Annotated in this window: 12 protein-coding genes; 2 read left to right on the top strand and 10 right to left on the bottom strand. The window is 69.9% G+C overall.

From position 1 onward, the window contains the following. Positions 1-8: 8 nt before the first annotated feature. The 5 genes from E8P82_RS13590 to E8P82_RS13570 all read right to left on the bottom strand — a co-directional run bounded on the left by E8P82_RS13590 (position 9) and on the right by E8P82_RS13570 (position 3170). Positions 9-173 carry a hypothetical protein gene (locus E8P82_RS13590; RefSeq protein ID WP_425456035.1) on the bottom strand — a complete coding sequence of 55 codons (165 nt, stop codon included), beginning with the start codon at positions 171-173 and terminating at the stop codon, positions 9-11. 25 nt (positions 174-198) lie between these two features. Further along, positions 199-834, bottom strand: a complete 636-nt coding sequence (hisH, locus tag E8P82_RS13585; RefSeq protein WP_136455594.1) for an imidazole glycerol phosphate synthase subunit HisH — start codon at positions 832-834, stop codon at positions 199-201. Next, complete coding sequence (gene hisB, locus E8P82_RS13580; protein ID WP_136455593.1) at positions 831-1448, bottom strand: imidazoleglycerol-phosphate dehydratase HisB; 618 nt, start codon at positions 1446-1448, stop codon at positions 831-833. The genes hisH and hisB overlap by 4 nt, the downstream gene beginning before the upstream one ends. 82 nt (positions 1449-1530) lie before the next feature. Continuing rightward, positions 1531-2661: a histidinol-phosphate transaminase gene (locus E8P82_RS13575; protein WP_136455592.1), complete on the bottom strand. Its 1131-nt coding sequence runs from the start codon at positions 2659-2661 to the stop codon at positions 1531-1533. A gap of 32 nt (positions 2662-2693) precedes the next feature. Further along, positions 2694-3170 (bottom strand): LysM peptidoglycan-binding domain-containing protein, encoded by a 477-nt coding sequence (locus E8P82_RS13570; RefSeq protein WP_246021373.1) that lies wholly within the window; start codon positions 3168-3170, stop codon positions 2694-2696. Positions 3171-3498: 328 nt separating this feature from the next. On the opposite strand from E8P82_RS13570, the gene lexA reads away from it, so the two are divergent. After that, positions 3499-4284 carry a transcriptional repressor LexA gene (gene lexA / locus E8P82_RS13565; RefSeq protein ID WP_136455591.1) on the top strand — a complete coding sequence of 262 codons (786 nt, stop codon included), beginning with the start codon at positions 3499-3501 and terminating at the stop codon, positions 4282-4284. 52 nt (positions 4285-4336) lie between these two features. On the opposite strand, the gene E8P82_RS13560 is transcribed toward lexA, so the two are convergent. Together E8P82_RS13560 and hflX are read right to left on the bottom strand one after the other, a co-directional pair. Further along, positions 4337-6412, bottom strand: a complete 2076-nt coding sequence (locus E8P82_RS13560; protein ID WP_136455590.1) for an ATP-dependent DNA helicase — start codon at positions 6410-6412, stop codon at positions 4337-4339. Next, the gene (gene hflX / locus E8P82_RS13555; RefSeq protein WP_136455589.1) at positions 6405-8021 is read right to left on the bottom strand and encodes a GTPase HflX; all 1617 of its coding nucleotides are present in this window, start codon (positions 8019-8021) and stop codon (positions 6405-6407) included. Before hflX ends, E8P82_RS13560 begins: the two co-directional genes overlap by 8 nt. Positions 8022-8144: 123 nt before the next feature. Here hflX and E8P82_RS13550 point away from each other — a divergent pair, with 123 nt between their 5' ends. Then, positions 8145-8753, top strand: a complete 609-nt coding sequence (locus E8P82_RS13550; RefSeq protein WP_136455588.1) for a class I SAM-dependent methyltransferase — start codon at positions 8145-8147, stop codon at positions 8751-8753. Positions 8754-8784: 31 nt separating this feature from the next. On the opposite strand, the gene dapF is transcribed toward E8P82_RS13550, so the two are convergent. The 3 genes from dapF to miaB are packed head-to-tail and all read right to left on the bottom strand — an operon-like array spanning position 8785 to position 12156. After that, positions 8785-9756, bottom strand: coding sequence for a diaminopimelate epimerase (dapF, locus tag E8P82_RS13545; protein WP_136455587.1), 972 nt, complete (start codon positions 9754-9756; stop codon positions 8785-8787). A 4-nt stretch (positions 9757-9760) separates the two neighbouring features. After that, a complete protein-coding gene (miaA, locus tag E8P82_RS13540) occupies positions 9761-10672 on the bottom strand; it encodes a tRNA (adenosine(37)-N6)-dimethylallyltransferase MiaA (RefSeq protein WP_136455586.1) in 912 nt (303 codons plus the stop codon). Then, a complete protein-coding gene (gene miaB / locus E8P82_RS13535) occupies positions 10669-12156 on the bottom strand; it encodes a tRNA (N6-isopentenyl adenosine(37)-C2)-methylthiotransferase MiaB (RefSeq protein ID WP_136455619.1) in 1488 nt (495 codons plus the stop codon). Before miaB ends, miaA begins: the two co-directional genes overlap by 4 nt. Positions 12157-12166 lie beyond the last annotated feature (10 nt).

The raw sequence follows: 12166 nt of genomic DNA, 5'->3' as shown, positions 1-12166 counted from the left end.
GGGGTGGTCTACAGCGGTCCGGAGAGTGCCTGCTGGTCGCCCGGCAGCGTGAACAGGTAGGCGGCCACGAGGGACAGGCCCGCCAGCACGAGGAACGCGATCCACACCCAGCGCGGGAAGTCCTGACCCCGGAGGGAGAGGGCTCCCCCGATGAGGAGACCTGCCACTGCCATGAGGACAAGACTCAGCACGGAGCGCTCACAGTCCCTCGATCCAGTTCCTCAGCAGCTGCGCTCCGGCGTCGCCGGACTTCTCGGGATGGAACTGCGTGGCACTCAGCGGCCCGTTCTCCACGGCCGCGATGAAGGGACCGCCGTGGTCGGACCAGGTGACCTGCGGCGGTTTCATCGCGGGCTGGGTGACGTCGAAGGACCAGTCCTGCACTCCGTAGGAGTGGACGAAGTAGAAGCGCTCGTCGCCGATCCCGTCGAACAGCGTACTGTCCTCGGGCGGACGGACGGTGTTCCAGCCCATGTGCGGAACGACGTCGGCACGCAGCCGCTCCACCGTGCCCGGCCACTCGGCCATGCCCGGCGTGCGCACCCCGTGCTCCACTCCCTCGTCGAACAGGATCTGCAGGCCGACGCAGATCCCCAGCACGGGGCGTCCCCCGGCCACCCGTCGGCCGATCATCCGCGGGGCATCGACGTCCTTGAGCCCCTGCATGACGGCCCTGAAGGCGCCCACGCCGGGCACCAGCAGCCCGTCGGCACCCAGCACGTCGTCGGGCTTCGCGCTCAGGACCACCTCCGCCCCGACGTGCTCGAGGGCGCGCACCACCGACCGGACGTTGCCGGAGCCGTAGTCGAGGACCGTGACGGTACGCGTGCTCACAGCGCCCCCTTCGTGGACGGGATGCCCTCGACGCGCGGGTCCGGCTCCACCGCAGCCCGCAGCGCGCGGGCGAGTGCCTTGAACTGCGCCTCGACGACATGGTGCGGATCGCGGCCCGCGATCAGCGTGACATGCAGGCAGATGTGCGCGTGCAGCGCGATGGCCTCCAGCACGTGGCGGGTCAGGGATCCGGTGAAGTGACCGCCGATCAGGTGGTACTCCTGGCCCGCGGGTTCTCCCCCGTGCACGAGGAACGGCCGTCCGGAGATGTCGACCACAGCATTCGCCAGGGCCTCGTCGAGGGGGACGGTCGCCTCACCGAAGCGGCGGATGCCCGCCTTGTCACCGAGCGCGCTGCGCAGTGCCTCACCGATGGCGATGGCGGTGTCCTCCACGGTGTGATGGACGTCGATGTCGGTGTCCCCGGAGGAGGTCACCCTCAGATCGATCAGGGAGTGCTTGGACAGAGCGGTCAGCATGTGGTCGAAGAACGGCACCGTCGTGCTGACGGCGGACACGCCGGTGCCGTCGAGATCGAGTTCGACCAGCACACTGGACTCGCTCGTGACCCGCTCCACACGGGCCGTTCGGCTGCGGGCAACCTCGGCTGTCATGGCATCTCCTTCTGTGGGCTGCCGGGTCGCGGCAGACGTTGTCGACTCGATGGACGGCTGGATCCGGGTCGGCTGGTCCGGATCACGCCGAACGCTGGGACTGGTCGTCCCTCTGGCTCTCGAGCAGGCTGCCCAGCACCGTGAGGAACGCCGTGGTCTCCTCCTCGGTTCCGGCCGTGACGCGCAGCGAGCCGGCGATCCCGACGTCGCGCACCAGGACCCCCGCCGCCAGCAGATCCTCCCAGATCCGGTGCGGATCCTCGAGGCCCGAGAAGAACACGAAGTTCGCGTCCGACGGCGACGGCCTGAGCCCGAGCCGCTGGAGCTCGGCGACGATCCTGTCGCGCTGCACCTTGATCGCCTCGACATTGGACAGCAGGGTGCGGGCGTGGGTCAGGGCCGCATTCGCCGTCGCCTGCGTGATGGCCGAGAGGTGATAGGGCAGCCGGACCAGCCTGAGGGCGTCGGCGACCTCGGGAGCGGCGGCAAGGTACCCGATCCTCGCCCCGGCGAGGGCGAAGGCCTTGCTCATGGTGCGTGAGACCAGGAGCCGGGGACGTCCGGGCAACAGGGTCAGGGCGCTGGGGGTACCCTCCTGGGCGAATTCGCCGTACGCCTCGTCCACGATGATGATGGCGCGCGCTGCCTCGCCGGCCTGGTACGCCGCCTCGATGACATCGAGGCCCAGCGCCGTGCCGGTCGGGTTGTTCGGTGAGCACAGGAAGACGATGTTCGCCGCGGACGCACGGACGGCTCGCGCCGTCGCCTCCGGGGTCATCGCGTAGTCCTCCTCACGCTCGGCGGTGAGGTAGCGGGTCCCTGTGCCGCTGGAGAGCAGCGGATACATCGAGTAGGTGGGAGGGAAGCCGAGCGCCGTCCGCCCCGGCCCACCGAAGGCCTGCAGAACCTGCTGGAGGACCTCGTTCGACCCGTTCGCGGCCCAGACCTGATCAGGGGAGAGCCCATGCCCGAGATACGCGGCAAGATTTCTCCGCAGCTCGGCGAACTCCCGGTCCGGGTACCGGTTGAGACCCAGGGTCGCCTTCCCCACCGCTTCGATGATGGCGGCGTGGACATCAGCGGGAACCCCGTGGGTGTTCTCGTTGACGTTGAGCAGAATCGGAACATCCACCTGCGGTGCTCCGTACGGGCTGAGACCGAGGAGATCGTCACGCAGGGGAAGATTCGCTAGCGACTCGGCAGAAGATGGCACCACCTGAGTTTAAGCGATGCGACCACCGGCCCCTAACCGGAGACCGGAACGGCGATGCTCTGGCCGGGCTGGACCACCGAGCTGTGCAGCTCGTTGAGCTCGACCATCTCCGCGACCACATCCCGTGGATCGCGCTCGGGAGCGTAGTGCATGGCGAGTCCCCAGAGCGTCTCTCCCGTGGACACCGCCACCTCGGTGGTCCTCGTCCCCTCGGGCTCCGCCTCCGAGGCCTGCGCCACGGAGGAGAGGAAGGCACCGAGCATGAGCAGCGAAGCCACCCCGAGGGCGATCGGCAGTCCCACCAGGACGAGGCGACCTCGTCGGGTCAGCGTCAGGGGTGGCTGCTTGGCCACACTCGGGCGCTGCGGTACCGGGCGCTGCGGTGCCGGACGCTGCGGTGCCGGGTCCGGAGTCCGCCGGGTCGGGCTCGAAGGGCGCTCGGCGCGGCGCCGCGGCGCAAGGTCGCCCGGTGCGGTGCTGCCGTGGAGCAGTGGTGATGCAGCCATCATGTGTCCTCTTTCCCTTCAGCCATCCAGCCCGTTCCGGGCCCCTCTTTCGAACACGCGTTCTATTTCCTCAATGCCCCTGTCTAGCACCTGTGAGCGACGCTTGTCGAGACTCGCTCGAATATATGTTTGAAAACCTCGCTGCTCTGCCCTACCGTGAACAGAGGGGAAACAGAACAGCGACAGCAGTCCGGCGTTGCGCCGCACACCGCCGGCCAGGAGCTGGATGGGGCGGTCGGCAGAGCGTCGATCCACCTCGAGAGAATCACCCGCCACCGACATTCCGGCTCGATGATCATCGGGGCAGGACGACGGCGACCAGGACCTTCGGATGAGAGGCACGACAGTGGCGGAACCAGAATCGACGGCCCGGCAGGGATCGCCCACCGATGAGCCCCAGCTCGCTGCCGTCCCGGTGAGCGCCGGGCCCGGGCGACCGCGGGGACGGTCGACCTCCAGAGGTCTGTCAGCGCGCCAGCTGACGATCCTCGAGACGATCCAGCGATCGATCGCCGACAACGGGTATCCGCCGTCGATGCGCGAGATCGGCGACACCGTGGGTCTGGCGAGTCTCTCCAGTGTCACCCACCAGCTCTCCCAGCTCGAACGTCTCGGCTACCTCCGCCGTGACCCCAAGCGCCCCCGGGCCATGGAGGTGCTCCTTCCGCTGACACTCGCACCGGAGACCCACGCCGACGACGCGTCCGGTGAGCAGAGACCGGCAGAGCGGCAGATCGCCGTGGACACCGCGCTCGTCCCGCTCGTGGGGCGCATCGCCGCAGGCGGACCGATCCTGGCCGATCAGGTCGTCGAGGACATCATGCCGCTGCCGCGGCAACTGGTGGGCCACGGTGATCTCTTCATGCTGCGCGTCTCGGGCGACTCGATGGTCGACGCCGCCATCTGCGACGGCGACTGGGTGGTGGTGAGGCGGCAGCAGAGCGCCCAGAACGGCGACATCGTCGCGGCGCTGCTGGACGACGAGGCGACGGTGAAGACGTTCCGCCAGCGCGACGGGCACACCTGGTTGCTGCCCCAGAACACGCGGTACGAGCCGATCCTCGGTGACCACGCGAGCATCATGGGCAAGGTCGTCTCCGTCATGCGCACACTCTGACACCGAGGGAACCCGTCGTCAGGGCGATGCTGCTGCTCTCAGCGGGCCGGGTTCAACGGGCGGAGAGCCGCTCGAGGACGCCGGTGGCCGTGGCTCTGTCGGTGGTCGCCCAGAACGGCGGTAGCGCCGCCCGGAGGAATCCTCCGTAGCGCGCGGTCGCGAGTCTGCTGTCCAGGACGGCGACGACGCCGCGATCACCGTCGGCGCGGATCAGCCGGCCCGCGCCCTGCGCGAGGCGGACCGCGGCGTGCGTCGCCGAGACGCTCATGAAACCGTTGCCGCCGCCGCGGGCAACGGCCCTGGTCCGGGCCGTCATGAGCGGATCGTCCGGCCGCGGGAACGGGATGCGGTCGATGACCACGAGTCTGCACGAGGCACCGGGCACGTCGACCCCCTGCCACAGGGACATGGTGCCGAACAGGCACGTGTCCGGCTCGTCCGCGAAGCGGGTCACGAGGGCGTTGAGCGAGGAGTCCCCCTGGCAGAGGATCTCGAAGCCGACCTCCGGACGGAGCGACTCCGCCGCCTCCTCCGCAGCCCGCTTCGAGGAGAACAGTCCCAGCGCGCCTCCCCTGGAGGCTTTCAGGAGGGTGAGCAGCTCCTCCAGCTGGGCCTGGGAGGTACCACGCTCCGGTCGTGGCAGGTCCTTCGCCACGTACAGGACTCCCTGGCGCGGATAGTCGAACGGGCTGCCGACGTCCACCCCGGTCCACGCGGGTGCTCCCGGGCCGCTGAGACCGAGTGCGCCGGCCACCGGCCCGAACTCGGCGCCGATGGCGAGCGTCGCGGAGGTGAGAACCACGGTGCGGTCCTCGAACAGTCCCTCGCGGAGCCGCTGGGCGACGGAGAGCGGAGCGACGTTGAGCGTCGCCGGCGCGTCCTCGTCCGGCTGCCCGTACCCCGACCCCGGCGTGAAGGTGTTCGATCGTGAGGCCCAGACGACCTCGTTGAACGCGGGGGCTGCCAGGATCCGCTCCGAGAGCTCGAAGACGATGCTCACGCGGGACCGGGCGACCTGACGCCCGCCGTCGGCGTCGGACTCGCTCCTGCCGTCGGGCTTCGAATCGGAGAGTGCAGCACGCGCCGCGTCGCGCAGCTGCGTCAGCGCCTGCTCCACCTCCTCCGGCAGGCCGCCGGCCAGCAGTCCCGAGGAGAGCGACGCCGTCGCGATCTCGAGTGCCTCGGCGGCGGTGTCCAGTGCCTCCGTGCCGATCGAGGCGTGGCGGCGCAGCGCCGTGGAGGCGGCGCCGACCATCGCCGCCGACAGCTGACCTGCGACCGCACCCGTGACGCGATCGTGGAGTTCGTGGGCCTCGTCGATCACCACGACGTCGTACTCCGGCAGGACGGCCAGACCCTCGAAGGCACTGATGGCGAGCATCGCATGGTTGGTGATGACGACGTCCGCGTCGGCCGCGGCCGCCCGTGCCTTCTCGCTGAAGCATTCCTGCGCGAGAGGACAGCGCGCCGCCCCGAGGCACTCCATGGCCGAGACCGACACCTGGCGCCACGCGCGGTCGCTCACACCGGGGACGAGGTCGTCACGATCACCGGTCGTCGACTCCCTGGCCCACTCGCGGAGCCGGAGCACCTCGGCGCCGAGCGCGGACGCCGGTGCCCCTCCGGTCTCGACCGGGCTCGGGTGCGGTGAGGCATCCGGCAGGCTGAACAGGGTGCCCGGGGCGTCCTCCTCGGGGAAGCCGCCGCCGGTCTTGTGGAGACAGACGTAGTTGGAGCGACCCTTCAGCAGGGCAATGTCGACCTCACGCGCGAGCGAAGGCCGCACGGCCTCGAGGAGGCGGGGAAGATCCCGCGAGATGATCTGCGCCTGCAGTGCCAGGGTAGCGGTGGCGACCACGGACGGGCGCTCACTGCTCATGGCATGCACGATCAGCGGCACGAGGTACGCGAGGGATTTACCCGTGCCGGTTCCTGCCTGCACGAGCAGGTGTTCCCCCGAACCGATGGCCTCACTGACGTGCCGCACCATCTCGTGCTGACCGGAGCGCAGCTGCCCGCCCATCGCATTGACGGCGACGTCGAGCAGGTCGAGGGCCTGCCGCGTGTCGGCGGAGTACCGCGCAGCGTCCGGCGCTTCCACGGCACCGGCACGCGTGCGCTCACTCATGCCGGAGATACGGCTCCAGCTCCGCCGCCAGGCCCTCGCGGACCATCACGTCGAGTCGCGTGCCCTCGCTGCGGTGCTCCATCCCGAGGATCTCCGCGTCCTGCTGGTGCAGGCGGCTGACGATCTCGCCGTGCTCGTAGGGTACGAGCAGCTCGAGCTTCACACCGGGGCGAGGGATGTTCTCGCTGATCAGCTCCCGGAGCTCGGGCAGTCCCTCCCCGGTGCGGGCGGAGACGACGACGGCGCCCGCTTCGCGCTGCCGGAGCCGCTCGACCACGAACGGGTCGGCAGCATCGGCCTTGTTCAGGACGATCAGCTCCGGCACGTTCTGGGCGTCGACATCGCGCAGCACGGAGCGGACCGCGGCGATCTGTCCCTCCGGGTCAGGATGCGAGGCGTCCACGACATGCAGGATCAGATCGGCGTCGGCCACTTCCTCGAGCGTCGACCGGAACGCCTCGACCAGTTGGGTCGGGAGGGACCGGACGAAGCCGACGGTGTCAGCGAGGGTGTAGCCGATGCCGTCGGGCGTCTCCGCCTTGCGCACTGTCGGATCCAGGGTCGCGAACAGTGCGTTCTCGACGAGCACGCCGGCGTCGGTCAACCGGTTCAGCAGGGACGACTTCCCCGCGTTGGTGTACCCGGCGATCGCCACGGAGGGGACCTGGTTCCGGCGCCTGGTGGACCGCTTGGTCTCGCGCGCCGGTTTCATCCCGGCGATCTCACGGCGCAGCTTGGCCATGCGGGTGCGGATCTTGCGGCGGTCGAGCTCGATCTTGGTCTCACCCGGGCCACGCGAACCCATGCCGGCGCTGGCGCTGCCGACCTGACCACCGGCCTGGCGTGACATCGACTCGCCCCAGCCACGCAGTCGTGGCAGCAGGTACTCCAGTTGCGCGAGCTCCACCTGCGCCTTGCCCTCACGGCTCTTGGCGTGCTGGGCGAAGATGTCGAGGATCAGCGCGGTGCGGTCGATCACCTTGACCTTCACGATGTCCTCGAGCCCGCGCCGCTGCGACGGGGAGAGCTCGCTGTCGATGATCACGGTGTCCGCTCCGCTCGAGGCGACGATCGTCTTCAGCTCCTGGGCCTTGCCCGATCCGAGGAAGGTGGCCGGGTCCGGCTTCAACCGGCGCTGGACGACGCCGTCGAGCACCTCTGATCCTGCGGTCTCCGCGAGCGCTGCGAGCTCCTGGAGCGAGTTCTCCGCGTCCTGGGCGGTGCCCTCGCTCTGAATGCCGGCGAGGACCACGCGTTCGAGGCGGAGCTGGCGGTACTCGACCTCGGTGACGTCCTCCAGCTCCGTGGAGAGCCCTGCCACGCGGCGCAGGGCACGGCGCTCGGTGAGCTCCTCCTGGTCGCCGTCCGCCGCCGAACCCTCGTTCGTGCCGGACAGCGCCAGCGCCCTGGATCGCCAGGTCATCTCGTGCGGCTGGATGCCCTGCTCCCGCGGTGCTGTGCCGCCATCTGCACGCACCGTGCCTGTGCCGGTAGTCGTACGCGACTTCGCCGAGACGGCGTCGTCGCCGTCCAGGATGCGGTCGATGACTGCCTGGATCTCCTCCGGCCCCATGTCGGCTCCGTCGAAGGTGTCGTTGTTCTCGGTCATAGTCTCCCTAGGTGGATGTCCCTCGAGTCTACGTCCGCCGACCGGCCGCGGGGCCGCCTCTTCTCCCAGCGCTGAACTGCAGGACCGCGGAGGTGCTCCGAGAGTGCCACTAGGCTTTCCTCCATGGAGTCCCAGCACTATTTCAGCGCACAGCCGGCCGGTCCGGGCACACGCCGCGCCCTTTCCGTGGTGCTGGCGGGGGAACGCCGCGATCTGGTCACGTCATCCGGCATCTTCAGTCCCGACGGGCTCGACAAGGGGACCGCGATCCTGCTGGACGCCGTCCCGGAGCCGCAGGGAGGGCTGCTGCTGGACATCGGCTGCGGCTGGGGCCCGCTCACACTGACCATGGCGTTGCTGGCCCGCGATGCCCGGGTCGTCGCCGTGGACGTCAATGAACGCTCCCTCGCGCTGACCGCGGAGAACGCGCGGCGGCTCGGGCTCGACAACGTCGCGGCGCAGGCGCCCGACGAGGTCGACGACGCATTGGAGTTCGACACGATCTGGTCGAACCCGCCGATCCGGATCGGCAAGCAGGAGCTGCACGCCCTGCTGCTGCGCTGGCTACCGCGACTGAGTCCGGGGGGTCGCGCGTGGCTCGTGGTCCAGAAGAATCTCGGAGCCGACTCCCTGCAGCGCTGGCTCGGTGAGGAACTGCCCGCGGGGTTCGGTGTGCGCAGGGCGGACACGTCGAAGTCCTTCCGGATCCTCGAGGTGCACCGGGGCCGGTGAGACCCGGACCGGCGTCACGATCGCAGTCGGTTCAGCCCGCAGGAAGCAGGGCGCCCTCCGCCACGAGGACTGCCGGGCCGCTGAGCTCGACGTGCTCGAGTCCGTCGGGTCCGGGGAAGAATCTCACGCCGACCTCGCCCCCGGGTACGCCCACGAGCCATCGGTCCGGCGCGCCGGCCCCGGCCCAGAACCGCGTCGCGACTGCCGCGGCGCAGGCGCCCGAGCCGCAGGAGAGGGTCTCCCCCACTCCCCGCTCGTGCACGCGCATCGCCAGGCGTCCCACGCCGTCGTCCCCGACCAGCGGGTCGGACGGTACCACCACCTCCACATTGGTCCCCTCCGGGGGTGTCGGCTGCACGATGGGCGCCCGATGCAGTTCGGCCGCGTGCAGTTCGGCGAGTTCGGCGAGCGCGACGACGGTGTGCGGGTTGCCCATGCTCACGGACAGCGCCGGACGGTCGACGTCGAGCCCCAGGATGTCCACGAGTGAGTCGGTACCCCTGGCCACGGCGGTGTCGGGGAAGATGAATTCCCAGGGCCCCATGTCCACGGCGTACCCGTCACCCGAGCGGGTGACGTACTTGATCCCGCTGCGTGTCCCGATGGCCAGCTCGCCACCCTCGGGCAGCTCGGCGACGCCCTGGGCGAGGAGGAAGTGCGTGAAGACCCGCACGCCGTTCCCGCACATCTGCGCCACGGAGCCGTCACTGTTGCGGTAGTCCATGAACCATTCGGCACGCGGATCGCTCTGGAGCAGTGCCTTGCCCTCTGTGAGTGACGACGAGCGCACCGCCCTGATGAAACCGTCCGCGCCGATGCCGCGGTGGCGGTCGCACAGTCCCGCGACGAAGACGGCGTCCGTGCGGGACTCACCCCCGGGGTCGAGCGTGAGGACGAAGTCGTTGCCGGTGCCGTGGCCCTTGGTGAAGGCCAGGGTCGGGGATCGGACGCCGGCAGCGTGTCCGACGGGCGGGTTCTCGGTGGGAGCGGGAGTCTCGGTCACCTCCCTAGGATAGGTCCCTGAGCGTGGCGAGCAGAGCGCTCACCCGGTCGACGAGGTCGGGCGCATCGCCGTCGAACCAGGTGACCCGCGGGTCGCCCCGGAACCAGGTGAGCTGGCGCCGCGCGAACCGCCGCGTTGCCGCTATCGTGTCGCTGATGGCGTCGGCTTCCTCGAGGGCGCCGTCGAGGACCCGCAGGAACTGCCCGTACCCCAGCGCGCGCGACGCCGTGCGGCCCTCCCTCAGACCCTGCCCGGCAAGACGTTCCACCTCCGCGGCGAGACCGTCCTGCACCATCGTGTGCACCCGCGCGGCGAGGCGTTCGCGCAGGATCCGGCGCTCGATTCCGAGGCCTAGCTGCACGGTCGGCCGGTGGTACTCCCGCCGCGGCATGAAGGCGCTGAAGGGGCGCCCGCTGATCTCGTGGACCTCGAGGGCCCTGATGAGACGCCGCTCGTCCCCGATCCGGTCGGCCGACACGGGGTCCACCGACCGCAGTCGTTCACGGAGCCGCTCGGGCCCCGCGGACGACAGCTCCGACTCGAGGCGGGCGCGCACGAGGGGATCCGTCGGGGGGAACTCGAGGGTGTCGACGGCGGCTCGGACGTAGAGCCCCGACCCGCCGACCAGCACGGGCACGCGACCACGAGCGCGGATCTCGTCGACGACGCGCCGGGCGTGAACCTGGTACGCCGCGACGCTCGCTTCCTCGCGCACGTCGAGCACGTCGAGCAGATGGTGCTCGACACCGCCCCGCTCGCCGACGGGCAGCTTCGCCGTCCCGATGTCCATGCCGCGGTAGAACTGCAGGGCGTCGGCGTTGACCACCTCACCGTCCAGTCGCTGTGCGAGCGCGACGCCCAGCTGTGACTTGCCGGATCCGGTGGGTCCGACGATCGCGAGGACCGGCAGGGTCAAGGAGCGCTTGCCCGGACGGGCAGGGACGGCATGCCCAGCGACACCGAGCCGGTGCCGGCAGCACCCGGCGCAGGGGTTCCGCAGGAATCGGCCTGTGTCCTGTCCCAGGCGTCCCCTGCCCGGGACCGCCGCAGCACGTAGTCGGTGGGTCGTGGATCGGACAGCAGGTGGAAGGTGGCCGCGGCGGTGATCGGCAGCGTCACGAAGTCCCCGGGCCGGGGTGAGGCCGCGCCCTCCGGGACGGAGAAATGGACGAGCCGCTGGTCACGGGCCCTGCCGGTCAGCCGATGGGTCGTATCGTCCTTCCGGCCCTGCTGGTCGGTGACGAGCACTTCGACGTCCCGACCCACCTGCCGAGCGTTCTCTTCCGCGGCGATGCGGTCCTGCAGCGCCGTCAACCGTTCGAACCGCTCCTGCACGACCGCCTTGGGCAGTTGGTCCGGAAGGTCCGCAGCCGGCGTACCGGGGCGCTTCGAGTACTGGAAGGTGAACGCGGTGGCGAAGCGCGACTGCTCGACGACGGCCAGTGTGGCCTGGAAGTCCTCCTCGGTCTCACCGGGGAAGCCGACGATGATGTCGGTGGAGATGGCGGCGTCCGGAATGCGCTCGCGGACGCGGTCGAGGATCCCCAGGAAGCGGGAGGACCTGTAGGAACGGCGCATGGCCCGCAGCACCCGGTCCGAGCCGGACTGCAGGGGCATGTGCAGTTGCGGCATCACATTCGGGGTCTGCGCCATCGCCTCGATGACGTCGTCGGTGAAGGCAGCCGGGTGGGGACTCGTGAAGCGCACGCGTTCGAGCCCGTCGATCGAACCGCAGGCGCGCAGCAGCTTCGCGAAGGCCGCCCGGTCCCCGAACCCGCTGCCGTAGGAGTTCACGTTCTGCCCCAGGAGCGTGACCTCGACCGCGCCGTCGGCGACGAGCGCCTCGATCTCGGCGAGGATCTCGCCCGGCCGCCGGTCGCGTTCCTTGCCCCGCAGCGAGGGCACGATGCAGAACGTGCAGGTGTTGTTGCAGCCGACGGAGATCGAGACCCAGCCCGCGTAGACCGATTCGCGCCGGGTCGGCAGGGTGGAAGGGAAGACGTCGAGTGACTCGAGGATCTCGAGCTGGGCCTCGGCGTTGTGCCGGGCGCGCTCGAGCAGCGCCGGGAGGGCTCCGATGTTGTGGGTGCCGAAGACCGCGTCCACCCAGGGTGCCTTCCTCAGGATGGTGTCCCGGTCCTTCTGCGCGAGGCAGCCACCCACCGCGATCTGCATGGTCGGCCTGGTGTCCTTGACGGCCTTGAGCATGCCCAGGTTCCCGTAGAGCTTGTTGTCCGCATTCTCCCGGACGGCGCAGGTGTTGAAGACGACGACGTCCGCCTGGTCGCCGTCGACCGGGGTCAGACCAGCGTCCTCGAGCAGTCCGGAGATGCGTTCCGAATCGTGCATGTTCATCTGACAGCCGAACGTCCGCACCTCGTAGGTGCGCTGCTCGGACAGTTGCCCGGAG

This window comes from Arthrobacter echini (assembly GCF_004803505.1).
Classification (GTDB): domain Bacteria; phylum Actinomycetota; class Actinomycetes; order Actinomycetales; family Micrococcaceae; genus Arthrobacter_D; species Arthrobacter_D echini.
Note: the sequence above shows the minus strand (reverse complement) of the source record. Positions and strands in the feature narration are given on the sequence as shown.

Coding starts and splice junctions, on each gene's coding strand:
- lexA (WP_136455591.1), top strand. CDS start 3,499: ATGAGAGGCACGACAGTGGCGGAACCAGAATCGACGGCCCGGCAGGGA.
- E8P82_RS13550 (WP_136455588.1), top strand. CDS start 8,145: ATGGAGTCCCAGCACTATTTCAGCGCACAGCCGGCCGGTCCGGGCACA.
- hflX (WP_136455589.1), bottom strand. CDS start 8,021: ATGACCGAGAACAACGACACCTTCGACGGAGCCGACATGGGGCCGGAG.
- E8P82_RS13560 (WP_136455590.1), bottom strand. CDS start 6,412: ATGAGTGAGCGCACGCGTGCCGGTGCCGTGGAAGCGCCGGACGCTGCG.
- E8P82_RS13590 (WP_425456035.1), bottom strand. CDS start 173: ATGGCAGTGGCAGGTCTCCTCATCGGGGGAGCCCTCTCCCTCCGGGGT.
- hisB (WP_136455593.1), bottom strand. CDS start 1,448: ATGACAGCCGAGGTTGCCCGCAGCCGAACGGCCCGTGTGGAGCGGGTC.
- E8P82_RS13570 (WP_246021373.1), bottom strand. CDS start 3,170: ATGATGGCTGCATCACCACTGCTCCACGGCAGCACCGCACCGGGCGAC.